The organism is Halomonas qaidamensis (assembly GCF_025917315.1).
In the GTDB taxonomy this organism is placed as follows: Bacteria; Pseudomonadota; Gammaproteobacteria; order Pseudomonadales; family Halomonadaceae; genus Vreelandella; species Vreelandella qaidamensis.
This window is the reverse complement of record NZ_CP080627.1, coordinates 2,096,777-2,120,152: the sequence shown is the minus strand read 5'-3', so window position 1 is coordinate 2,120,152 and position 23,376 is coordinate 2,096,777. Positions and strand designations below refer to the sequence as shown.

The 23,376-nt window shown below is 52.2% G+C and carries 23 protein-coding genes; 20 read left to right on the top strand and 3 right to left on the bottom strand.

Features of this window, described 5'->3' with window-relative positions; translation table 11 throughout:
* Window positions 1–230: 230 nt before the first annotated feature.
* The 13 genes from K1Y77_RS09835 (at window position 231) to K1Y77_RS09775 (ending at window position 12,269) form a co-directional block, all read left to right on the top strand.
* The gene (locus K1Y77_RS09835; protein ID WP_030072442.1) at window positions 231–980 is read left to right on the top strand and encodes an electron transfer flavoprotein subunit beta/FixA family protein; all 750 of its coding nucleotides are present in this window, start codon (window positions 231–233) and stop codon (window positions 978–980) included.
* A 14-nt stretch (window positions 981–994) separates the two neighbouring features.
* Window positions 995–1,921 carry an electron transfer flavoprotein subunit alpha/FixB family protein gene (locus K1Y77_RS09830; RefSeq protein WP_030072443.1) on the top strand — a complete coding sequence of 309 codons (927 nt, stop codon included), beginning with the start codon at window positions 995–997 and terminating at the stop codon, window positions 1,919–1,921.
* A 232-nt stretch (window positions 1,922–2,153) separates the two neighbouring features.
* On the top strand, window positions 2,154–2,765 hold the full coding sequence (locus K1Y77_RS09825) for a superoxide dismutase (protein ID WP_030072444.1): 612 nt from the start codon (window positions 2,154–2,156) through the stop codon (window positions 2,763–2,765).
* A 311-nt stretch (window positions 2,766–3,076) separates the two neighbouring features.
* Entirely contained in the window at window positions 3,077–3,298 is a 222-nt protein-coding gene (nrdH, locus tag K1Y77_RS09820) for a glutaredoxin-like protein NrdH (RefSeq protein ID WP_030072446.1), read from the top strand.
* Window positions 3,299–3,307: 9 nt separating this feature from the next.
* Window positions 3,308–3,757, top strand: a complete 450-nt coding sequence (gene nrdI, locus K1Y77_RS09815) for a class Ib ribonucleoside-diphosphate reductase assembly flavoprotein NrdI (RefSeq protein ID WP_051690158.1) — start codon at window positions 3,308–3,310, stop codon at window positions 3,755–3,757.
* 104 nt (window positions 3,758–3,861) lie between these two features.
* Window positions 3,862–5,967: a class 1b ribonucleoside-diphosphate reductase subunit alpha gene (nrdE, locus tag K1Y77_RS09810; RefSeq protein WP_232222380.1), complete on the top strand. Its 2,106-nt coding sequence runs from the start codon at window positions 3,862–3,864 to the stop codon at window positions 5,965–5,967.
* Window positions 5,968–6,010: 43 nt separating this feature from the next.
* Window positions 6,011–6,982, top strand: coding sequence for a class 1b ribonucleoside-diphosphate reductase subunit beta (gene nrdF / locus K1Y77_RS09805; RefSeq protein WP_030072458.1), 972 nt, complete (start codon window positions 6,011–6,013; stop codon window positions 6,980–6,982).
* A 246-nt stretch (window positions 6,983–7,228) separates the two neighbouring features.
* Window positions 7,229–8,011, top strand: coding sequence for a DUF3450 domain-containing protein (locus K1Y77_RS09800; protein WP_264018115.1), 783 nt, complete (start codon window positions 7,229–7,231; stop codon window positions 8,009–8,011).
* Window positions 8,008–9,378 carry a MotA/TolQ/ExbB proton channel family protein gene (locus K1Y77_RS09795; RefSeq protein ID WP_264428206.1) on the top strand — a complete coding sequence of 457 codons (1,371 nt, stop codon included), beginning with the start codon at window positions 8,008–8,010 and terminating at the stop codon, window positions 9,376–9,378. Before K1Y77_RS09800 ends, K1Y77_RS09795 begins: the two co-directional genes overlap by 4 nt.
* 1 nt (window position 9,379) lies before the next feature.
* Complete coding sequence (locus tag K1Y77_RS09790) at window positions 9,380–9,922, top strand: MotA/TolQ/ExbB proton channel family protein (RefSeq protein ID WP_264428204.1); 543 nt, start codon at window positions 9,380–9,382, stop codon at window positions 9,920–9,922.
* Window positions 9,915–10,322, top strand: a complete 408-nt coding sequence (locus tag K1Y77_RS09785; protein ID WP_030072466.1) for an ExbD/TolR family protein — start codon at window positions 9,915–9,917, stop codon at window positions 10,320–10,322. Before K1Y77_RS09790 ends, K1Y77_RS09785 begins: the two co-directional genes overlap by 8 nt.
* Window positions 10,319–11,086: a TonB family protein gene (locus K1Y77_RS09780; RefSeq protein WP_030072468.1), complete on the top strand. Its 768-nt coding sequence runs from the start codon at window positions 10,319–10,321 to the stop codon at window positions 11,084–11,086. The genes K1Y77_RS09785 and K1Y77_RS09780 overlap by 4 nt, the downstream gene beginning before the upstream one ends.
* Before the next feature lie 82 nt (window positions 11,087–11,168).
* Window positions 11,169–12,269 carry a tetratricopeptide repeat protein gene (locus K1Y77_RS09775; RefSeq protein WP_264428202.1) on the top strand — a complete coding sequence of 367 codons (1,101 nt, stop codon included), beginning with the start codon at window positions 11,169–11,171 and terminating at the stop codon, window positions 12,267–12,269.
* Between the two features lie 69 nt (window positions 12,270–12,338).
* On the opposite strand, the gene xthA is transcribed toward K1Y77_RS09775, so the two are convergent.
* A complete protein-coding gene (xthA, locus tag K1Y77_RS09770) occupies window positions 12,339–13,172 on the bottom strand; it encodes an exodeoxyribonuclease III (protein WP_264428200.1) in 834 nt (277 codons plus the stop codon).
* Window positions 13,172–13,420: a hypothetical protein gene (locus tag K1Y77_RS09765; protein WP_030072474.1), complete on the bottom strand. Its 249-nt coding sequence runs from the start codon at window positions 13,418–13,420 to the stop codon at window positions 13,172–13,174. The genes xthA and K1Y77_RS09765 overlap by 1 nt, the downstream gene beginning before the upstream one ends.
* A gap of 145 nt (window positions 13,421–13,565) precedes the next feature.
* Here K1Y77_RS09765 and rhlB point away from each other — a divergent pair, with 145 nt between their 5' ends.
* Both rhlB and dinG read left to right on the top strand, forming a co-directional pair.
* A complete protein-coding gene (gene rhlB, locus K1Y77_RS09760) occupies window positions 13,566–14,840 on the top strand; it encodes an ATP-dependent RNA helicase RhlB (RefSeq protein WP_030072476.1) in 1,275 nt (424 codons plus the stop codon).
* Window positions 14,841–14,845: 5 nt separating this feature from the next.
* A complete protein-coding gene (dinG, locus tag K1Y77_RS09755; protein WP_264428197.1) occupies window positions 14,846–16,972 on the top strand; it encodes an ATP-dependent DNA helicase DinG in 2,127 nt (708 codons plus the stop codon).
* A 119-nt stretch (window positions 16,973–17,091) separates the two neighbouring features.
* Here dinG and K1Y77_RS09750 read toward each other — a convergent pair whose 3' ends face one another.
* Window positions 17,092–18,168, bottom strand: coding sequence for a 3-deoxy-7-phosphoheptulonate synthase (locus tag K1Y77_RS09750; RefSeq protein ID WP_030072478.1), 1,077 nt, complete (start codon window positions 18,166–18,168; stop codon window positions 17,092–17,094).
* Between the two features lie 390 nt (window positions 18,169–18,558).
* On the opposite strand from K1Y77_RS09750, the gene rpoE reads away from it, so the two are divergent.
* From rpoE to K1Y77_RS09725, 5 genes are all read left to right on the top strand, one after another.
* Window positions 18,559–19,158 (top strand): RNA polymerase sigma factor RpoE, encoded by a 600-nt coding sequence (gene rpoE / locus K1Y77_RS09745; protein ID WP_030072479.1) that lies wholly within the window; start codon window positions 18,559–18,561, stop codon window positions 19,156–19,158.
* A 447-nt stretch (window positions 19,159–19,605) separates the two neighbouring features.
* Window positions 19,606–20,346, top strand: a complete 741-nt coding sequence (locus K1Y77_RS09740; RefSeq protein ID WP_264018120.1) for a sigma-E factor negative regulatory protein — start codon at window positions 19,606–19,608, stop codon at window positions 20,344–20,346.
* A 124-nt stretch (window positions 20,347–20,470) separates the two neighbouring features.
* A complete protein-coding gene (locus tag K1Y77_RS09735; protein WP_264018121.1) occupies window positions 20,471–21,373 on the top strand; it encodes a MucB/RseB C-terminal domain-containing protein in 903 nt (300 codons plus the stop codon).
* Window positions 21,374–21,387: 14 nt separating this feature from the next.
* Complete coding sequence (locus K1Y77_RS09730) at window positions 21,388–21,834, top strand: SoxR reducing system RseC family protein (RefSeq protein ID WP_264018122.1); 447 nt, start codon at window positions 21,388–21,390, stop codon at window positions 21,832–21,834.
* Window positions 21,835–21,912: 78 nt separating this feature from the next.
* Complete coding sequence (locus K1Y77_RS09725) at window positions 21,913–23,331, top strand: DegQ family serine endoprotease (RefSeq protein ID WP_030072486.1); 1,419 nt, start codon at window positions 21,913–21,915, stop codon at window positions 23,329–23,331.
* Window positions 23,332–23,376 lie beyond the last annotated feature (45 nt).

Here is a 23,376-nt window from a genome sequence, read left to right as displayed (position 1 = left end):
CGCGCAATATAGGGGGAAGCTACGACCAAGGCCGTAGTTAAAGGGTGTTGTTGCCAGTCACTAGGTTGTGGCAAATTGATAGGGTTTTTCATTTACAGACCTATCAAACGCTTGCATGAATTTTTGAAGGCGTCGTTTTAGAGTTGCGTCGCCCCCTATTTTAAGCGGCATCAGCTGGTACGATGCAGTGACAAGCTAACGGCTTTCATCACAAGCCAAGCGAGGAATCTATGAAAGTACTCGTCGCGGTTAAACGCGTCATCGACTATAACGTCAAAATCCGCGTGAAAGCGGACAACTCTGACGTTGACCTTACCAACGTCAAAATGGCGATGAACCCCTTCTGCGAAATTGCCGTAGAAGAAGCGGTACGCCTTAAAGAGAAGGGTGTAGCGACCGAAGTTGTGGCCGTGACGGTTGGCCCTAAAGCGGCTCAAGAGCAGCTACGTACTTCTTTAGCGCTGGGTGCGGACCGCGCTATTCATATTGAAACCGACGAGCGGGTTGAGTCGCTTGCGGTAGCCAAACTGCTTGCTAAAGTCGTTGACGAAGAGCAGCCCGGTTTAGTGATTCTCGGTAAGCAGGCGATCGATACCGATAACAACCAAACGGGGCAGATGCTAGCCGCGCTAACTAACCTTCCCCAAGGTACCTTTGCGTCTGAAGTGGCCGTGGATGGTGACAAAGTTAACGTCACCCGGGAAATCGACGGTGGCTTGCAAACTGTGGCGCTTTCCCTGCCGGCAATCGTCACTACCGATCTGCGTTTGAACGAGCCGCGCTACGCTAAGTTGCCAGACATTATGAAGGCTAAGAAGAAGCCGCTGGATGTCAAAACCCCCGCTGATTACGGTGTTGAGGTGGCCTCTAAGGTTAGTCTGCTCAAGGTAGAGTCGCCGGCTGAACGCAAAGGCGGTGTCAAAGTTGCCTCGGTAGATGAATTGATCGACAAACTGAAAAACGAAGCCAAAGTGCTTTAATAGGAGCTGATCTCATGAGCATTCTGGTACTTGCCGACCTTCATGAAGGTCAGTTGGCGGGCGCAACCGCCCATGTGGTTGCGGCGGCCAAAGCGATTGGTGGTGACATTGACGTCTTGGTAGCTGGTGAAGGCGTTCAAGCGGCTGCTGAAGCGGCTGCTAAGCTTGAAGGCGTCAGTAAAGTTCGCGTTGCCGATAACGCTGTTTACGCCCATCAGCTGGCTGAGCCCATGGGCGCGCTGCTGGTAGAGCTGGCTGGCGACTACAGCCATGTTTTGGCGAGCGCCTCTACGACGGGTAAAAACGTACTGCCCCGCTTGGCAGCGTTAAAAGATGTTAGCCAGCTTTCCGACGTCATTGGCGTTGAGAGCGCGGATACTTTCCTGCGCCCTATTTATGCGGGCAATGCCATCGCCACGGTAAAAAGCGATGACGCTCTGAAAGTTATGACCGTGCGTACTACCGCATTTGATGCGGTCGAGAGCTCGGGCAGCGCTGCTGTAGAAGCAGTAGAGGTGGTGGTTGAAAACAGTCAGTCGAGCTTTGTTAAGCAAGAGCTGGCGCAGTCCGACCGCCCAGAGCTTGGTGGAGCCAAAGTGGTGGTATCTGGCGGGCGCGGCATGGGCAATGGCGAAAACTTCAAACTGTTGGACGGCATTGCCGACAAGCTGGGTGCTGCCATTGGCGCATCACGAGCGGCCGTTGACGCTGGTTTTGTACCCAACGATATGCAGGTTGGTCAAACCGGTAAGATCGTTGCGCCTGAGCTGTATATTGCGGTGGGTATTTCCGGCGCGATTCAGCATTTGGCAGGCATGAAGGACTCGAAAGTCATTGTTGCCATCAACAAAGACGAAGAAGCGCCGATCTTCCAAGTGGCCGATTACGGCTTGGTAGGTGATCTTTTCGAGATTCTGCCAGAGCTTGAAAGTAAGCTATAAGCCACTGAATCTAAACTAGCTAAAAGCCGACTTCGCCAGAAGTCGGCTTTTTTATTGGCGATGAATTCGATAAACTGCCAATAGTTGACTAAGGTACTGGGGTATATAGCGTACCGATGTATCCTTATTTACTGCTCACGGTAATAAAAATGGCCGGGGTGGTTGAAAAAGGTGGGGAAAGACCACACTTAACTAAGTGAACGTAACAAAAGCCACTTAAGGAGAAGTTAGCATGGCACATACACTTCCAGAATTACCGTATGCCTACGACGCGCTCGAGCCACACATTGATGCGATGACGATGGAAATTCACCACTCTCGTCACCACAATACATATGTTACTAACCTGAATGCTGCGCTTGAGGGCACGGGTCTTGAAGACGTGCCGGTAGAAGAGCTGGTTGCTAATCTTGACCGTGTACCTGAAGAGAAGCGTCAAGCCGTTATTAATAACGGTGGCGGCCATGCCAACCACTCTATGTTCTGGCAAATGATGTCACCCAACGGTGGTGGTCAGCCCCAGGGCGATGTGGCAAGCGCCATTGATGCAGAGCTAGGCGGCCTTGATGCATTCAAAGAAGCGTTCAAGAAAGCAGCGTTGGGTCGTTTTGGTAGCGGTTGGGCATGGCTCTCCGTGACGCCTGACAACAAATTGGTCGTAGAAAATACCCTGAACCAAGACAGCCCGCTAATGCACGGCAATACGCCGGTGTTGGGTTTGGATGTTTGGGAGCACGCTTACTACCTGAAGTTCCAAAACAAACGCCCTGATTACGTAGAAGCCTTCTTCAACGTCATCAACTGGGAAGATGTTGAGCGTCGTTACCAGGCGGCTACTGCTTAAGCTTGCATCGCTAATAACAGGCGCCAAGTGACTTGGCGCCTTGTGAAAAAACCGCTTCCATTTGGAGGCGGTTTTTTGTTGCTGGAAAGGTTTAGGAACCGTTGATCAATAAGCCGGTTGTGCAGGTGATTAAGCTGTTGTTGGGTATGATATTGGGTACGAGCTGTCAATAACCTGTGGATGAAAAATACCATATATGCTTGAATTGATTTTCTCATGGTCTATATATAGTATGCGTTGTGTCTTCCAGAGAGAGCGAGCACAAGATGTGCTCTACCCGAAAAACGCCGCTATGAAAAGGAAAAATAGCCATGGATATCCAAATTTATAGCAAGCCCGCTTGTGTTCAGTGCACTGCTACTTATCGTGCGCTGGATAAGCAGGGTCTAGAATATACCGTTATCGATATTACTGCTAAAAGCGGTGCTCAGGAGGAAGTGGAAGCACTGGGTTATCGTCAGTTACCGGTCGTCGTCGTAGGTGAAGATCATTGGTCCGGCTTCCGCCCTGATCGCATTCAAGCACTGGCGTAAAAGACCGCTATGCAAACCGCTAATGTGGAAGCTGAGCGTGCTGGTTCGCTGGTTTATTTTTCCACTAAGTCAGGCAATACCCACCGTTTTATACAAAAGCTTGGCTTAAGCGCCCAGCGGCTGCCGCTAAACCGTGAAGAACCAACGCCACGCGTAGAGCAGCCCTACATATTAGTGACACCTACCTATGGTGGCGGCTATGCCGAAGGGGCAGTGCCGAGGCAGGTGATCCGATTTTTAAACGATGAGCACAATCGGCACCTTCTGAGGGGTGTCATTGCCGCTGGGAATACGAATTTTGGTGAAGCGTACGGGTTGGCGGGGCGAATCATCGCTCAAAAGTGCCAAGTGCCGCTGCTTTATCGATTTGAACTGTTTGGCACTGACGACGATGTCGCCAAGGTCCGCAAAGGAGTAGAAGAGTTTTGGAAACGTCAAGCTCAGTCTCTAACAATGTAGCCTCTCACCCTGAAGTCTCTGAAAACGAGGCGACTAAAAATGTTGCTACAAAAAACTCGACAGAAACAAAGCGGCCTACTGCAGCGGCATCCGAGGCGCGTACCCTGGATTACCATGCGCTGAACGCGATGTTGAATCTATATGGTGCCAACGGTGAATTGCAGCTTGATAAAGACCGCGAAGCCGCCCGTCAATATTTCTTGCAGCACGTTAACCAAAACACGGTGTTTTTCCACTCGTTAGAAGAAAAACTCGATTACTTGGTGGAAGAACAGTATTACGAGCCAGAAATGCTTGCTCAGTACAGCTTTGCCTTTATTAAAGGGCTGTTTGAGCAGGCGTACGCCTATAAATTTCGTTTCCCGAGTTTCCTCGGCGCGTTCAAGTACTACACCAGCTACACGCTTAAGACGTTCGACGGGCGGCGCTACCTGGAGCGCTTTGAAGACCGCGTTTGCATGGTAGCGTTAGCGCTGGCGCGTGGTGATGAAGCATTGGCCAAGTCACTGGTTGATGAAATCATTAGCGGCCGTTTTCAGCCGGCTACGCCGACCTTCTTAAACTGTGGTAAGCGTCAGCGCGGCGAACTGGTGTCGTGTTTCTTGCTGCGTATCGAAGACAATATGGAGTCAATTGGCCGCTCAATTAATTCGGCGCTCCAGCTCTCTAAACGCGGCGGTGGCGTTGCTTTCTTGCTGACGAATATTCGTGAGTCAGGCGCACCGATTAAGCGTATCGAGAATCAGTCGTCGGGCATTATCCCGATTATGAAGCTGTTGGAAGATGCTTTCTCTTACGCTAACCAGCTGGGCGCGCGCCAGGGTGCCGGTGCGGTCTATCTGAACGCTCACCACCCGGATATTCTGCGCTTTCTCGATACTAAGCGCGAAAATGCCGATGAAAAAATTCGCATTAAAACGCTGTCGCTGGGCGTGACGATTCCTGACATCACGTTTGAACTTGCTAAACGCAACGACGACATGTACCTGTTCTCTCCTTACGATGTAGAGCGGGTGTATGGCGTGCCGTTTGGCGATATCAGTGTGACCGAGAAGTACCATGAAATGGTCGCTGATGCGCGTATCCGTAAGCATAAAATCAATGCGCGTGCGTTCTTCCAGACTCTGGCCGAACTGCAGTTCGAATCGGGCTACCCGTACATTATGTTTGAAGATACGGTTAATCGTGCCAACCCGATTGCCGGGCGTATCAATATGAGCAACCTGTGCTCTGAGATTCTTCAGGTGAATACGCCTACCGAATACGACGATGATCTTGGCTATCGTCAGATCGGTCAGGATATCTCCTGCAACCTTGGCTCCATGAACATTGCCAAGGTGATGGACTCAGGCGATATCGGCACCAGCGTTGAGATTGCCATTCGTGGTTTAACCGCGGTTTCTGAGATGAGCAACCTGCGCAGCGTGCCGTCCATCGCTGAAGGTAACGCCAAGTCTCGAGCCATTGGCCTTGGGCAAATGAACCTGCATGGTTTCTTAGCTCGCGAACACATTTATTACGGGTCAGAAGAGGGCTTGGACTTCACCAACCTCTACTTCTATTGCGTTGCGTTCCATGCCATTCGTGCCTCTAATCAGCTAGCCATTGAGCATGGTGAAGCCTTTGCTGGGTTTGAAGACTCCACCTATGCATCGGGCACGTTCTTTGATAAGTACACTGATCAAGCGTGGCTGCCGCGTACCGAGAAAGTACGTCATTTGTTCGAGCGTAGTGGTATCGCGCTGCCTACCCAAGAAGCGTGGCAGGCTCTGAAGGCGTCGGTAATGGCCCACGGGCTATATAACCGTAACCTGCAGGCGGTGCCGCCGACAGGCTCTATTTCGTACATTAACCACTCCACCTCGAGTATTCATCCGGTGGCTGCGAAAATTGAGATTCGCAAAGAAGGCAAGCTCGGGCGTGTTTACTACCCCGCGCCATTCTTGAACGAGGCGAACTTCGATTATTTCCAGGATGCTTACGAAATTGGTCCTGAAAAAATTATTGATACTTATGCAGAGGCATCTAAGCACGTTGATCAGGGGCTTTCGTTGACGCTGTTTTTCCCGGATACCGCCTCCACGCGGGATATCAACAAAGCGCAAATTTACGCGTGGCGTAAGGGTATCAAGACGCTTTACTACATTCGTTTGCGCCAAAGCGCGCTAGAAGGCACGGAAGTAGAGGGCTGCGTCTCCTGCTCGTTGTAATCGTGTATTGCTTCCATAAGATTATGTTTGTGAGAGAACTCTGATGACCATTATGCAACGCTTATCGCGGGTTAATGCGATCAACTGGAACCGCCTTCAGGACGATAAAGACCTAGAAGTGTGGAACCGGCTGACCAGTAACTTCTGGCTGCCGGAAAAAGTGCCACTCTCCAACGATATCCAGTCGTGGAATACGCTGACCCAGCAGGAAAAACAGCTGACGATTCGTGTGTTCACAGGCCTGACGCTGCTCGATACGATCCAGAGCAGCGTGGGTGCGCCAGTATTAATGGATGACGCGCGCACACCCCATGAAGAGGCGGTTTATACCAATATCGCCTTTATGGAGTCGGTGCATGCGCGCTCCTACAGCTCGATCTTCTCGACACTGTGCACTACCCGTGATGTAGATGATGCCTTCCGCTGGAGCGAAGAGAACCCGACGCTGCAGATGAAGTCTGAGCTGATCCTCAAGCGCTACCGTGCTGATGATCCCTTGATGCGAAAGGTAGCCAGCGTTTTCCTTGAGTCATTTTTGTTCTACTCAGGGTTCTACCTGCCCATGTACTGGTCAAGCCATGCCAAGTTGACCAATACCGCCGATCTGATTCGTTTGATCATTCGTGATGAGGCAGTACACGGCTACTATGTAGGCTACAAATTCCAGCAGGCGCTGGCGGAAGCAACGCCCGAGCGCCAGCAAGAAGTGAAAGACTACGCCTACGAACTGCTGCTAGAGCTTTACGACAACGAAGTGCGCTACACCGAATCGCTTTATGATGAAGTGGGCTTGACGGAAGACGTGAAGAAATTCCTTCACTACAACGCCAACAAAGCGCTGATGAACCTGGGCTTCGAGCCGTTGTTCCCGAGCAGCGTTACCGACGTCGATCCAACCATTATGGCGGCACTTTCCCCAAGTGCGGATGAAAACCACGACTTCTTCTCCGGTTCTGGTTCTTCCTACGTCATCGGCAAGGCCGTTGCCACTGAAGACGACGACTGGGCGTTTTAAGTTAATTATTGGCTGCTTATAAACTTTTTCCCGATATCTTTACTTCAGGGCGCCACTCGGCGCCCTTTTTTATGGTGGTGTAGCGGTCTGGATCGAAACACCATCAAATGCTAATGATAAATATTGTCATTTATTCTATTAGTGTTAGGCTATGCACTGCTTAAACGAAACGCAAATCGTTCTTATACCTAATGAGTTTTAGTGCGCGGTTAACGTTAGCGTGCTAATAAGTAACGGAGATATCACGTGCTGAAAAGGCCTTTCTTCGCCTTGCATGGAGGCTGGCTTGCCGGTTTGCTGGTCAGCGGTACGCTAATGGCAAGCGATGAGACAATGGATCAAGCGGCTCAGAGTGTCGAGGCCCAGCAAGCGCAATCCGCACTTCAGCAGCAAATCGATGAGGCTGATGACGCCACGCGTTCAGCAATTGAAGAGCTGCGCCGCCTAGAGCGGGAAACCCGCCAGATGAAAGCGTCTAATGCTGCTTTAAGCGGCCGTTTAGCCAGTGAGGCCGAACGCCAGCTGCGCCTTGGTGAAGCACTCGATACATTAAGCGATACGCGTGCCTCACTGCCTGCGGTTGAGCAGGATATGACGGAACAGCTAATTAGCTGGATCGAATCTGACCTGCCGTTTCTGAAAGACGAGCGTTTGGCGCGTGTTCGGCCTACTGAACAGCAGTCTTTAGAAAGCGCGGCACGTATTGCTAATTTGTTGGAAGCGTGGCGTGCCGAGCTTGCATATGGCCGTGAAGTAGATAGCTGGCGTGGTCGTTTACAATTAGCAGCAGGAAATCCACGTGAAGTGGAATATTTGCGCATTGGCCGAATCGGCTTTTATTACCTAACGCCTGACGGTCGAGAAGGGGGTGTGTGGGATAAAGCCAGCGGTGAGTGGCAGCCGCTTGATGAGCGGGCTCGACGTCAGGTGCGTAACGGTCTGCGTATTGCTGACGATCAGCGCACGCCAGAATTACTGCGTTTACCGCTGTCGATTACTGCTGATGAGCATACAGGGGGCCAACAATGAGTTTGTTGGCACTAAAGCGAAGTGCGCACAGAAGCGTTATCTGCTTAGCGCTACTAACAAGCCTTCTGAGCAGCAGTGTGTTGATGGCGCAAACTGACGGCGTTAGCTCATTACGTGAAGCTCGCGAAGCCGCCGAAGCGCGTGATCAAGCTCGGTTACAAACATTTCTGAAGGATCAGCAAGCATTAGAAGCTGCGCTAGACGAGGCGCGGGCTGAGCATCAAGCAGCAGAACAGCAGCAGGTAGCATTAGCCGCGCAACAGCAGGAACAAGCGCAGCAGGCTCAAGCGTTGACCGCGCGCCAAGAAGAGCAGGGTGAAGCGCTTACCTCGCTGCTGGCGGATCTGGCGCGACACAGCGAAGAGGTGCGCAACGAGCTAGGTGGCGACAGCTGGTTAACACTAACTGCTGATGCATTACCGCCGCGCCTCAACGAGGTCGAGGTGCTGGAGCGCCAGCAGATCGAAACCACTGTGGATAGCTTGGCAACACTTACGCTAAACACTGGGCGTGCTGAGCGTCTTGAATTGCCGGTGGCTGATGCCAGTGGCGAAATTGAAACAAGAAGCGTCGTGCGCTTGGGTGATTTTGCCGCGTTTACTGACACAGCGCTGCTTAGAAAAGGTCAGGACGATAGTAGCTTGGCCGAAGTGCCGCGGACTCCCGCAGACATCAGCGACGTACTGGCGTCCTATCACCAAGGTGAAAGCCGTGTGTTTGCCGTTGACCCTACTCAGGGGAGTGTGCTGCAAGCCCTTGCTCAACAGCCAAACCTCTGGGAACGCTTCCAGCAGGGCGGCTATGTCGGTTACGTGGTGGTGGCGCTAGGTGGATTTGGCCTATTGGTGGCATTGGCTCAATACCTCTACCTCGTAGTCGTTAGTGCGCGAGTGCGTCGTCAGCGTAAGGCGCTGGATCAGCCAAATGCCAACAACCCGCTGGGGCGTGTGCTGGCCCGTTTTAAAGAGTTGGATAAACACCAAGCACCGGAGGCCTTAGAGGCACGGCTAGATGAGGCGGTGTTAGCGGAACTGCCACGAATTGAGCGTGGCCAGCCGATTGTAAAGCTGCTGGCTGCCATTGCGCCTTTGCTGGGTCTTCTAGGTACCGTGACCGGTATGATTGTCACCTTTCAGGCGATTACTGTGTTTGGCACTGGTGATCCACAGTTGATGGCGGGGGGGATCAGTCAGGCACTGGTAACAACGGTGCTGGGGCTTGTAACAGCTGTGCCGCTGCTGTTTGCTCAGACAGCCTTGGCGAGCCGCAGCCGTTTGATTACTCAGGTAATCGAAGGCGAAGCAAGCGCCACTTTGGCTGACCATCTCGAAGCGCAGTCGACGGCTAATGCGCAAGCGGTGACCTAATATGCCCACGTTACCTCTTTGGCTTGAGCCCGTTGAGCGGCTGCTTGATGCCGGTGGTGCCGTTTTAGTGGTGCTAGCCTTTGTTGCCGTGCTGGTATTTGGGATGGCTATTGAGCGCTGGTGGTATTACCGCTTTAGCTGGCGGCGTGCTCGTCGCCAACTGATTCGGCGTTGGGCAGCACGCAGTGATCACCGTAGCTGGAGTGCGCGTACGTTACGCGATGTATGGACAGAGGCGTTGGTTGCTAAGCTACGCCGCCCGTTGCCATGGATCAAATTGCTGGTGGCGCTATGCCCACTGTTAGGCTTGCTGGGTACCGTTACCGGCATGATTACCGTATTCGATAGCCTGTCACTGAGTCATACCCATCAGGCGCGGGCAATGGCCGACGGTGTAGCTCGTGCCACGCTGCCCACGCTAACCGGCATGGCGATTGCAGTGGTGGGATTGTTGTTTATTAGTCGTTTAGAGCACGTAATTCGTCGCGAAGATCAGCGGTTACACGACCGTTTAGCCCGTGCCTTGGAGGAGAATGATGCGTAGACGCCGTTCCATAGACACCACGGCTGATAGCAATGAAGTGAATCTGACGCCAATGCTTGATGTTGTCTTTATCATGCTGATCTTCTTTATTGTAACGACCAGCTTCATTAAAGAGAGTGGTGTGGAGATTGATCGCCCAGAAGCGGCAGCGGCAAGCCCGCGTCCAGACGCACAGGTACTAATTGCCGTGACACCAGAAGGGGCGGTTTGGGTCGATGGTAAGCCAGTTGATGTTCATCGTATTGGTCAGCAGGTTGCCGGTATGTTGAGTGGTGATGGCTCTGTGGTTATTCAGGCGGATCGAGAATCCACCACGGGACTGTTGATTGAAGTGATGGATCGCCTCAAACAGGCAGGTGTTGACCAGATCGCCGTGGCAGCGAGCCGGAGTGCGCCATGATTCGCCATTTCCTCTCGCTACTGGGCGGTATTGGCTTAGCCGTTGGTTTATTTTGGATGTTAGCGCTACTGGTAACACCCCCAGAGCGCTCCCCAGAAACGCCTATCATGGCCATGTCGATGACCATGGTAGAAGCTCCAGAGGTGGCGCCAGAGCAAGAAGCACCGCCGCCTGCGCCTTCTGAGGCGGCACCAGCGCCGCCGCCAATGCCCATGCCGGCACCAGCGCCAGTGGCTGAAAGTGCGATTGCGTTACCTGAAGTAGAGCTTCCTGACGAGCCAGTAGAACCGGTTGAGTTAGAGAGTGAGCTACCAGAGCTGACCGAAATTACGCCCGAGCCAGCTCCGCAGCCCGCGCCGAAGCCGTCTCCAAGACCAGCGCCGCAACCTGACCCTGCACCACAGCCTGCAGAAACGGCAGCGCCCTCTCCTGCGCCTTCAACAGCACAGAGTCAGGCTGCGCCCTCAGAGCCAGAGCCTGCGCCATCGAATGAGCCTGTAAGTGTCGGGCAGGTCACCCCAACCAGTCGTGTGAATCCTTCTTATCCACCACGTGCCCAGCGGCGTGGCATGGAGGGCTTTGTTGAGGTGGAGTTTGTTATTCGTCGAGATGGCAGCGTCGATAACAGCACGATTCGCGTCACGCGTGCGCAGCCAAGACGAGTGTTTGAAGACGCTGCCCGTGAAGCGATTGCACGCTGGCAGTTTGAGCCTGGTCAGCAGCTTCGTCGTGCTACTCAGCGCATAGAATTTCAGCTGAGATAGCCCGTTAAGTTGGCTAGTTACGATAGCCAGTAGAGGTGGCCAGTAGAGACAGCCTGTTGAAAATGCCAGTTGAGGAAAAAGTATGCAGCGTTGGGTGGGAATCGTCGTATTAAGCGCGCTAAGCGTTGTGGCGCACGCGAACGAACCGCTGCCGGGTGACATTGTTCGCGATCTTAACGGGCTTCAAAGTCAATTAGCTGAGCAACCCAGTGGCGAGGTTGATGACGATGTCCTTAATCGTATTATCAGCCATGCACGCTCCCAGTCGTCGCGTCTTGCCAGTGGTAATCGCGCCGACCAATGGGCGAGTGCGCTCTATCACCAGCTCGCCGCGAGTGCGTTGGTGCGACAAGGTGATCACCTTGTCGCTGCTGATGAGTTAGCCAGCGCCCAGCAGCGCCCGAGCGTGCCTAACAGTCAAATTCTACGCTGGCTGCGTGATGAAGCATCGCTTCGTCGCGCAGGTAACCAGCGCCCTGAGGCCATTACGTTGTATGAGCAGTGGCTAACGCAATCTCAAGGCAGTCCACACTATGACGAATCAGCATGGCGGCTGATTCGCTTGTTAGCAGAGGAAGAGCGCTGGGATGAGGCAATTGAATGGCTCTCGCCGCTCCTGCAAAAAGGTGGATTGACGGACACCCAGCAAACACTAACCACCGTAGTAATACGCAACACGGAGCAAAACGAGCAAACTCTCGGTTGGCTAGTGGATGGCTTAACTGCCCAGAGTGAGCCTGATGCTTGGCGTCAGGCGGCAGGGCTTGCCCAGCAGATGGGCCAGGCTGGCGTGGCGGCTGGCGTGTGGGAGATGGCCTGGCAGCTAGGTAAATTTACGTCGGCTGAAGATCGCTTAACGTTAATTCGGCTGCACCTAGCGGGGGGAACGCCAGCTAGAGCAGGCGAGCACCTGGATACGGCTATTGAAGAAGGCGCAGTGGCTCGTGATGAGGAAACGTTACGGCTGTTAGCGGGGGCGTGGCAACAGGCTAGGCATGTTGAGAAGGCGTTAAGTGCTTCGAGAGCGCTTGCTGAAAGCACGCAAAAAGCTGAAGACTGGCGGCAGTACGGGCAGCTTGCTTACCGCTGGGGGCAAGATGGCCAGGCCGAGGAAGCCCTTATCAAAGCGGCGAACCTTGGCGATGATCAGGCAGGGCAGTGGTTGTCGAATTTTGAAAAGTGAAGTGAAAAGCTCGCAGTAGACGCCCCTAGAGTGACGTAAGGGGCGTACGTGTGTTTGGCGTGTTTGTGCTTAGCCTGACTGGGAAAGCGTCAGCGCAAAATCACTCCAGGTGGGAGCGTGATCGGAAGGCCGCTCCATACCGCGCAATTCATAATCAATGCCTGCACCGGTGACGCAGTCGGCAAGCGGTTTAGACACCAGAATATAGTCAATGCGCAGGCCGCGTTTTGGCTCGCGGTCAAAACCCTTTGAACGATAGTCAAACCAGCTGAACCATTCACTGTTATCTGGGTGACACAGCCGATAGCTGTCGCTCAGGCCCCACGCTTTTATGCCGTCAAGCCATTCTCGCTCGATGGGCTGAAAGCTGGTTTTGCCCTCGCGTAGCCAGCGTTTGCGGCTTGGCTCACCAATGCCAATATCCTGATCTTCTGGCGATATGTTGAAATCCCCCATAATCGCCAGCTGTTCTTCAGGATGGTGCTGGTTTTGTAGCAGACTTGCCAACTGCTGATAAAAGCGCGCTTTATGAGGGAATTTAGTTGGGTGTTCAACATTTTCACCCTGGGGGAAGTAGCCATTCCACACGGTGACTGTTTCGCCATTTTCGGCTAGTAACCGCACGCCAATCATCCGGCGCTGGGCATCTTCCTCATCATCAGGGAAGCCATAAAATACCGCTTGGGGTTTTTGCCGACACATTAAGGCAACCCCGTAATGGCCTTTTTGACCGTAGTAAAAAACGTGGTAGCCCATGGCTTCAACGTCAGCCAGAGGAAACTCGCTGTCTTGCACTTTGGTTTCCTGCAGGCCAATAACATCTGGCTGCTGCGTGTCGATCAGCGCTTGAAGCTGATGAAGCCGTGCCCGAATGCCATTGATATTAAATGAAACCAAACGCATTACGAACGATCCCCAGAAGGCTTGTCTCCTTCTTTGTCCGGATGGATAGCAATATGTTGTCCATCTTGCTGGCGTGCCAGTTTACGCACTGCTTGAAGCTTGCGTTGTTGCTGCTTTTTAGCCACAAAGCGGCGTGAGGGGGCCACCTGATCAGGATTATCATGGCGCCACTTTTTGTAATCTTTGCGGCGACCAGTACGGATAGTGACCTTATCCGCGAGTGAACGGGTTTTTTTCTTACGCGTCATGTCGCGCTCCTTGGGTTAATTTATGCTTCATTCTAACAGGCAAGCGCACTCCTTCGACAGCAGGACGCGCTCTTATCGCCAAGCCCTGGTACAATGCGCACTTCGTGATGCCTAACATCCACAGCAATGGACAGATACACAGCCTATGAGCGAGTCGGAACAGACCACAGCATCGGCCCAGAACCGCAAGCCTAAACGTCGCCGTCGGAAACCGCGTCGTCGTCAATCGAACTGGGATCTTCGTCAGTTTCAGGTGCCCGCCGTTGCCGGCAAGTGGCGCTTTCATGACTTTGATTTGCCGCTGCCTTTAATGCGCGCTATTCATGCCCAAGGATTTGAATACTGCACGCCTATACAGTCAGAGGCTCTGCGTCACACCTTGCTGGGTGGCGATATTGTCGGCAAGGCGCAGACAGGCACCGGAAAAACCGCTGCTTTTTTGATTTCAGTAATGGCTTATTTTCTGGAAGAGCCAACCCCAGATGGCCAAAAGCCAGGGGCACCCCGTGCGTTGATTATTGCGCCTACTCGGGAGCTGGCGCTGCAAATTGAAAAAGATGCTAAAGCGCTTGCCCGCTTTACACAGCTTAATGTGGCGAGTGTTGTTGGTGGCATGGATTACCAAAAGCAGCGCGAGAGCCTAGGCAAGAAGATTGATATTTTGGTGGCAACACCAGGGCGCCTGCTGGATTTTCATCAGAAGCGTGATATCGATCTCTCTGAAGTTGAAGTATTGGTATTGGATGAAGCGGATCGCATGCTTTCTATGGGCTTTATTCCCGATGTGAAGCGCATTATTCGCTACACGCCTAAGAAAGAGGAGCGTCAAACGTTCCTGTTCTCGGCAACCTTTACTGACGATATCTTGAACCTGGCAAGCCAGTGGACGCTTGATCCTGCCCACGTAGAGATCGAAGTCACTGTTGAAAATCAGGCCGATATCGATCAGCGCGTTTATCTTGTGTCGGATGAGGATAAACAGCGGTTGCTGATTAACCTGCTAACGCAGGAAAGCTTCGAGCGTGTGATGGTGTTTGGTAATCGTCGTGACCTTGTGCGCAAGCTTGATGATTTGCTGAAAAAAGCAGGCGTGAGCGTCGCTATGCTATCTGGCGATGTACCGCAAAATCAGCGCATCAAAACCTTGGAAAGCTTCCGTGAGGGAGAAATCCAAGTGCTAGTGGCAACCGATGTAGCCGGTCGTGGCATTCATATTGAAGATGTCAGCCACGTGATTAACTACACCTTGCCGGAAGATCCTGAAGATTACGTTCACCGCATTGGGCGGACTGGGCGTGCAGGTGCTAAGGGCGTTTCAATTAGTTTTGTTGGCGAAGAAGATGCCTTCTCGCTACCAGAAATTGAGCGCTACATTAACGGTAAACTGCCCTGCGAACATCCGCCGGAAGGCATGCTGTAACGCGCATGCTCGATAATGCGCTGAAAAGCGATATTCAAGACGCCTATCGTCGCGTGGTGGAGAGGCTTGAGCTGACGCCACGCTACGGCCAGCGTCTGATGATCGCAGAAATTGCTCGTACGCTAGGTGGCATTGAGCAGGACGGCGAAGGCAAGCGCACAAACGATAATCATGTGTGCGTGCTGGAGGCGGGAACCGGAACCGGTAAAACGCTGGCGTACCTGATCGCTGCCTTGCCAATAGCCAAAGCGCAGGGAAAGCGACTGATTGTTTCCACTGCCACGGTGGCACTGCAGGAGCAGGTGCTTAATCAAGATTTGCCTTCGCTTGCCAGTCATAGCGGTATTGCTTTTCGTTATGCCTTGGCAAAAGGGCGTGGCAGGTACGTGTGTGTTGCACGTCTTGACCAGGCGTTAGAAGGCGTTGAGCCAAACCCGACGCTGTCGCTATTTGAGCAGTCACTTCAATCCCACAGCAGTGACTTTTCGCTATTAGCCACCGATATGGCGGAGGCTTACGGTAAAGGCGAATGGGAAGGCGATCGCGATACATGGTCGGCGTCGATCGACGATGGCCATTGGCGGCAGCTAACGGTGGATCATCGTCAATGCACAGGCCGTCGCTGTGGTCATTTTGGTGCTTGCGCCTTTTTTCGTTCCCGCCGTGAGCTGGAAAATGCCGATGTTATCGTCGCTAACCATGATCTGGTGCTTGCTGACCTGGCGCTGGGTGGCGGTGCTATTTTACCGGACCCTGCCGACTGCATTTTCATTTTTGATGAAGGCCATCATCTGCCTGATAAGGCGCTCTCTCATTTTGCTCACCGCTTTGCGGTACACGGTTGTTTGCGTTGGCTTAAAACTCTGAAGAGCAGTTTGACGGATCTGCATCAGGGGTTAGCGGTTCAACCGACAATTGCGCGCTTGCTCGCTGGATTGCCTGAGCTGCTGCATAGCTTAGAGCCTGCTTTGGGCGATGTATTTAGCATGGGCCACCAGCTGGCCGGGCGAGAAAACGGCCTGTCGGATGAAGAGGCCAACCATCAGCTGCGTTTTGAGAAAGGCCAAGTGCCTGAAGCACTTCGCGAACAAGCCCAGCAGCTGTTAGTCATGTTTGCCACGCTGTCACGCAGTCTGGAAAGCATTAGTGACATCCTGCGCGAAAGCCTCGACCCGGATAAGCAAACTGGTTTGGATAGAGAGCAAGCTGAGGCATGGTTGCCGCTGATTGCACTGCTTCATGGGCGTTCGCTGGAAGCCCATGCACTTTGGCAAGCATTCAGCGAACTAGATGCTGCCAATGCGCCGCCGAGCGCTCGCTGGATTACCCTTAGTCGTGTGGCGGGGGAGCCAGAAATAGAGTTTTCGGCAAGTCCGGTATCCGCGGCACATACGCTTGCAAAACATTTGTGGGGGCGCTGCCATGGTGCGGTAGTAACATCGGCGACGCTGACTGCATTAGGGCGGTTTGAACGTATTCAGGAGCGCGCTGGGTTAGCAAACCGCTATCGCTATCAGGCGTTGCCGAGTCCCTTTGATTACGCCAATGCTATTTTGCGTGTGCCTAGAGAGGCAACTGATCCTAGTGATCGCGATGCCCATGAAAGCGCCATCGTTAATTTCGTGACCCAGTTGGGAGCTGACGAAGCGGTGCTGGTGCTGTTTTCTTCTCGGGCGCAGCTGCGAGCGGTGGAAAAAGCCTTACCTGCGTCAGCTAAGGAGCGGGTGTTGGCGCAGGATGCGCTTCCCAAGCGTGAATTGCTTGAGCGCCATCGTGCGGCAGTTGATGGTGACAAAGGGAGTATTATTTTTGGCCTGGCCAGTTTTGCTGAAGGTATCGACTTGCCTGGCGACTATCTCACCCATGTGGTGATTACACGGCTACCATTTGCGGTGCCGGATGATCCAGTAGGAGCTACGCTAGCTGAGTGGATTGAAAGCCAGGGCGGAAACCCGTTTATGCGGATTAGCGTTCCGGATGCGTCAATCAAGCTAGTACAAGCCTGTGGGCGTTTGATACGCAAGGAGAGCGACAGAGGTGTCATTACGTTGCTAGATCGTCGGGTCATTACGCGTCGGTATGGTCAGGCGTTGTTAGATGCATTGCCGCCGTTCAAGCGAGAAATCATGTAGTAACAAGAAGTCATGTAGTAACAAGAAATCATGTAGTAACAAAATGTCGTCATATCATCTAGCAAACAAACGCCCCGCTAAGGCTAATTGCCTTGCGGGGTCGCTTGCTAGCCGTGTTCTTACTGGGCGATGCGCTTGGCGAGCACCGGAGCAAGTTTCTCGTTCATGCGGGTAAATGTGTCGACCGTTGTGTCCCAGTCAATACAGGCATCAGTGATAGAAACGCCGTATGTTAGCTGACTAAGATCGGCAGGCACTTTCTGATTGCCCCAGCCAATGTTTGACTCAACCATCAGACCGATAATGGAGGTGTTGCCTTCCAATATTTGGTTGGTGACATTTTCGAGCACCAGCGGCTGTAGGCCAGCATCTTTATTAGAATTGGCGTGCGAGCAATCGATCATAATGTTGGCGGAAAGGTCGGCTTTTTTCAGCTCTTTTTCTGCTAGGGCAACGCTGACGCTGTCATAATTGGGTTTGCCATTGCCGCCGCGAAGGACGACGTGGCCATAAGCGTTACCTCGGGTACGAATAATAGCGACTTGACCTTCGTTGTTGATGCCCAGGAAATTGTGAGGGCTAGCAACAGATTGTAGGGCGTTAATGGCAACGTCTAGGCTGCCGTCGGTACCATTTTTGAAACCTACCGGGCAAGAGAGTCCAGAGGCCATTTCCCGGTGGGTTTGCGATTCTGTAGTGCGTGCACCAATCGCTGACCAACTGATGCAGTCTTGCATATACTGCGGTGAAATCGGGTCTAGCGCTTCCGTTGCAAGCGGTAGGCCAATTTCAGCTAGGTCCACCAGTAACTTGCGCGCGATATGCAGGCCTTCATCAATTTCGAAAGAGTCGTTAAGATGCGGGTCGTTAATCAGCCCTTTCCAACCGACGGTAGTACGGGGTTTTTCGAAATAAACGCGCATGACAATAAAAAGGCTGTCATTTACTTGATCTGCTAATTTACGTAGACGTCGTGCGTAGTCCAGTGCGGCATCCACATCATGGATAGAGCATGGACCAACGACAACGAGAAGCCGGTGATCTTTGCCATCGAGGATGTTTTGAATGGTACGACGGCCCTCTATAACAGAGCGTTCTGCAGTTTCCGTTAACGGAATGGTCTGCTTGAGGGCTGCGGGGGTGGTAAGAACATCCTGTGCAAGGACGTTAAGGTTACTAACCTGCTGATCTGACATCATGCTACCTGTGCGTGCGCTATGGACTAAAAGTGGCTCTACTATGGCGTGTCAGGCGGGTAAAAATCAATTGTTGCGGAACTTGTTCTAATCGAAAAGTGTCATGGTCAGGATTCTAAGGACCTTTGGATCAATCTAAGGTTCCAGTTGAGAGTAAAAAAGGGAAGCAGAGAGTGTAAGCGCTTGATGCCTCGCTAAGAACGCGTAACACTAAGTACCATTGGACATTTTTAACACTCAATGTGGTAGACGAATCATTTTCTACCATCTGTCATTATTAAGATTAACCAATGCCCAAGGGACACTATGCTGCTTGCTGTGAAGGCCCACATGAAAGGGCGAAGAGAGATAGCGCTCGGCGTGCGTCGCACGAGCGGGAGGGGGGTGTGAATGGGCACCCGTGAAACAGACCAGCAGTTGGTTGAACGTGCCCAAAAAGGTGATACACGTGCTTTCGATCTACTGGTAAAAAAATATCAGCACAAAATTATTGGGTTGATTGGCCGTTATGTTCACGACCACTCTGAAGTACAAGATGTAGCGCAAGAAGCGTTTATTAAAGCGTACCGAGCGCTTGGTAAATTTCGCGCTGAAAGCGCTTTTTATACCTGGATGTACCGCATTGCGATCAATACGGCTAAAAACCATTTAGTGTCACGGGGCCGTCGGCCTCCAGGGAGCGACCTTGATATCGTTGATGCTGAACTGGTAGACCAGAGTGGGCGGCTGGCTGACGCTGAGTCGCCGGAGGCATCGATTGCCCGTGATCAATTAGAAGCTGCCGTTTACGAAGCCATTGAGAACCTGCCGGATGACCTACGTACCGCGATTACGCTGCGTGAACTAGACGGCTTGGCTTATGAAGATATTGCCCAGGTAATGCAGTGCCCTGTGGGGACAGTGCGCTCGCGCATTTTCCGCGCCCGTGAAGCAGTTGATGAGCATATACGTCCATTAGTAACAACGGCACGGAACAGCCGCGAAGAGTAAGGGTCTGAAGCATGGTGGCAAGCCTGTTAATAGATAGTGCTGTTTTTAAATCGTGTTTTTAAGCTCTGTTTTGAACCCTTAAGCGCTGTTTTAAACCCTAAGGAAAGCAGCTCCCAGATGAGGAGCTGCTGGATGAGCAACGGGTGCTAGTGGCAAAACATTGCTTCACATTCACATTTGATTACGTTTTTACATTTTTTGTGAACTGTCTGGAAAGCGAAGCGTCATAGAACCTGACGATCTTAGTTAGGTCGATTAAGCGCCAAGTGAACGTGCCACGCTTAGTGAGGAAGTTTCGGTAGCGAATAGTTAAAGCTACTGATTATTAAGCGTTTAAAAATTGGCGATTTGAAACAAGGTCTTGGCCTGTGGAGTTGCTGGGTTGATAAACACTCGTTAGCAGTGTCATCGCAGCGCTTCTTTTAACACAGTGTGAGGGTGTGAAGTATGAGTCATAACACACGGGAGTCGCTTTCAGCGTTGATGGATAGCGAAAGTGACGAGCTTGAATTGCGCCGAGTGTTGAAGTCTCTGCCTGATGATTCTGATGCAGCAGAGACGTGGCGGCGCTATCATTTGGCGCGCAGCATGATGCAGCGTGAACGAAACGTAGATGTAAGCATTGATCTTTCGGCTGGCATCATGGATCGATTGCGTGATGAGCCGGCACCGGTCCTTGAAAACGACACTGTGGTTACTCCTGCTCGTTCTGGTGGGCTTTCTTTTGCTCGTGGTGCAGGGGTAGCGGCGGCTGTCTCGCTCATGGTAATAACCGGCGTGCAGTTTTTTAGCAACGGCAATACGTCGCCAGGTAGTTCACAGGGTGCCGGCGATAGCATTGCAGCGCAGTCAGGTGGTGGCTTGCAGGTTCAGCCTGTTAATTTATCAGCTCCTCAGCCGGCCTCAATGACATCGTCCGAAATGCCGATGTTTGAACAAACGCCATTTCGGATTAGTGGTCAATCTGGCCAAAGCGGTTTTATGAATGTTAGCGATGCTGGCTTCTCTACACCGACTGCGCCTCAAGGAGATATGTCTCAACAGACAATGGCCATTGATGCTGACCAGATCCGTTTGCTCAAATCATATCTTGAACAGCATGCGCAAGGTGCGGCAGGTGGGAGCGGTGATAGCTGGATGCCATTAATGCGCTCTTCGTCAGTAACAGAACCTTTAGGGCAACGTTGACAGGCACATTGGCCTACCTTTTTTTCACTAAGCGAGGGCCTACGTGGCTGGTAACGTGATTGGAAAATATCCATGCTGGAGAGGCAAGCTCGTGGTCAGCCTATGCGTATTGGGTGCCAGCTTAATGCCTCTCCAGCTGAAAGCTGATAGCTATCCATCGCTTTCTTGTGTAGACGCACTTGACCAGTTCCCTTCTAACACTGCCCATGAATGGCTTGTAGCCAGCGTATATGCAGGGCACTGCTTTGAGTTTCAAGCGCGGGCGGTGTCTATAGATGCTATCGGGGTAAGAACGTTGGCACTCTCCCACCGCATCCGAGATGGCGTTCGTCAACAAGTTGTTCAGCATCTGGATGGTCCCTCGGTGAGCGTCGAACGCCGATCTATCGCGGGTCATTTGGCGTGGTTTCCCTCCAGCGATGCCGATCCGCTCTCTCCAGAAGCATGGGCAGATCATGTTGCTGAGCACTATGACATTGAGCTTAAAGATCAAACACGGGTAGCCGAGAGAGATGCCGTAGAACTTCGCTTTTCACCAAGTGATAGCCAGCGGTACCATCACGCTTGGTGGGTCGATCAAGCGACAGGGTTATTGCTTAAGCACGTACTTAGTGATGCTCAAGGTCGGGTACTCGAAACTTTCCAGATCACCCAGCTTCACTCTCCCTCAGCGTATAAAGGGGATGTTAGGGGTGATATTGGTCGTGAAGTGCTTCGCGTTAAAGATTCACGCGTGCTTGACCAGTCTTGGCAGGCAACTTGGCTGCCAGAAGGGTTTGTTGAGCAACCTGTAGAGCCGGGGCTGCAAAGTAATCAGCGTGTGTACAGCGATGGCTTAGCGGCCGTGAGTGTGTTTGTATCGCCCGTTAGTCAATCAATGCTGCAAGAGGGTGTTCACCGCATAGGTGTGTCTACCGCTGCTGTGTCATTGATAGATGCTGGAGACCAGACCTGGCAATTAATCGGCATCGGTGAGCTACCTGCTGAGTTGCTGCAACGAATTGTTCAGTCAGTGCAATTTGAGTAATTGGGTATCTCGTTGTGAACACTACAAATTGCAAAGCTATTGTACGTTCAGGCACTGTCATTGCTCACTCGACAACAGGACTCGTGGTTGATGTGTCGAGCAATGTTGCTTGTCAGAGATGTGCTGAAGGACGTGGTTGTGGCGTGGGGCTGTTAGCTCGTCGTCAGCCGCACACTGTTATTGATCCAGGTGGTTTGCCCTCACACTATGCAAACCGTTATCCACTAGGTAGCTTAGTTTCGTTCACTGTCGAGAAAAGTGACGTCAGCGTGCTGGCTCTGCTTGTTTATGCGTTGCCCCTTCTGTTTTCTATTATCATCTCTGGGGCTGCGGCGGGTAGGGGAGTGAGTGATTGGTTTTGCGCGCTGCTATTTTTTAGTACGTTAATCGTTTCTATGGTCATCCTAAAATACCTTCTGCGTGGGCGAGTGGAACGCTTCCGTCCACGCTTGGTCAGTTGATACTCCTGTAACTCGCTGAGAGTTGCACTTCCTTACGTTTAGTACGTGGTCAGTACTTGCTTGATTAGGAGCTGTTGCATGAAGCGCTTGGTTCTTCCTTCCGTACTTTGGCTGTGCTTTATGGCACTTTTGGCTGTGGGGCAAAATGCCCACGCGCAAACCCTTCCTGACTTTACCAAGTTGGTTGAAGATGCAGCCCCTGGTGTGGTCAATATCTCTACCAGTAGGACGATTCAACGTGGCTCTGGGCCATCTATCCAAGGTTTTGGTGGCCAAGATATCCCCGAAATTTTCCGGCACTTTTTTGGTGACAGCTTTCCCTCTCCACCCCCTAGCCGGGGACCAGGGCGTAGCGAAGAACGTCAGTCACTTGGCTCTGGCTTTGTTATTAGTGCCGATGGCTATGTGCTAACAAATGCTCATGTGGTTCAAGATGCTGATGAAATTCTTGTGCGGTTAAATGATCGCCGAGAACTAACTGCAGAACTAGTGGGTAGCGATACGCAGACAGATGTAGCGCTACTGAAAGTTGATGCCAATAATTTGCCAGTGCTTAATCTCGGCGACTCTGATGAATTAAAAGTCGGTGAGTGGGTGGCTGCCATAGGATCGCCTTTTGGTTTCGATCACTCTGTATCAGCAGGAATTGTGAGTGCTATTAACCGCACATTGCCTCGTGATGTCTATGTGCCATTTATTCAAACCGACGTTGCCATTAATCCAGGTAATTCTGGTGGTCCCTTATTTAACCTAGAGGGGGAAGTTGTCGGCATTAACTCACAAATACTGACGCGTAGCGGCGGCTTTATGGGGCTCTCTTTTGCTATTCCCATTAATGTAGCAATGGATGTAGCTGACCAGCTACGTGAAGACGGGCATGTTAATCGTGGATGGTTGGGCGTAATGATTCAGCCGGTGTCTCGTGATCTAGCCGAGTCGTTTGGCATGGAGGAGGCGATTGGCGCGCTGATCGCTGATCTAGACCCGGAGGGCCCCGCGGCGCAAGGTGGTCTTCAGGCAGGTGATGTGATTATCGAAGTGAACGGAGAAGAGGTTGATCGTTCCAGTACGTTACCGCGCTTGATTGGTCGCGTTGCTCCAGGCAGTGATGTTGAATTAACGCTGATGCGTGATGGAGAAGAGGTAACCGAAACGGTTGAACTGGGCAGCTGGCCTGATTCAGAAGCTGATCATAGCGATAGTTCGAGCAGTAATAATCAGGTTCGCCTAGGCGTGGCCGTGGTAGAAATTGACGAAGCACTGCGCGAGCGCCTGAACATTAGTGGTGGTGTCGAGGTACGCCAAGTAGACCCCGACAGTGTTGCTGCACAAGCGGGTCTACGTGTAGGCGATATATTGGTCAGCATTGATCACCGCAGCGTTTCTTCAGCAGATGAGCTGGTGAGAATTGTTGAAGATTTGCCAGATGATCGCGCTATACCCTTGCGTTTGTACCGAGATGGTCGCTCGCTATTTGTGGCATTACGTCTAAAGTAACCCGCTGATTGTCTCTCCAGTCCGGCGGTTCTCGCCGGACTGCTG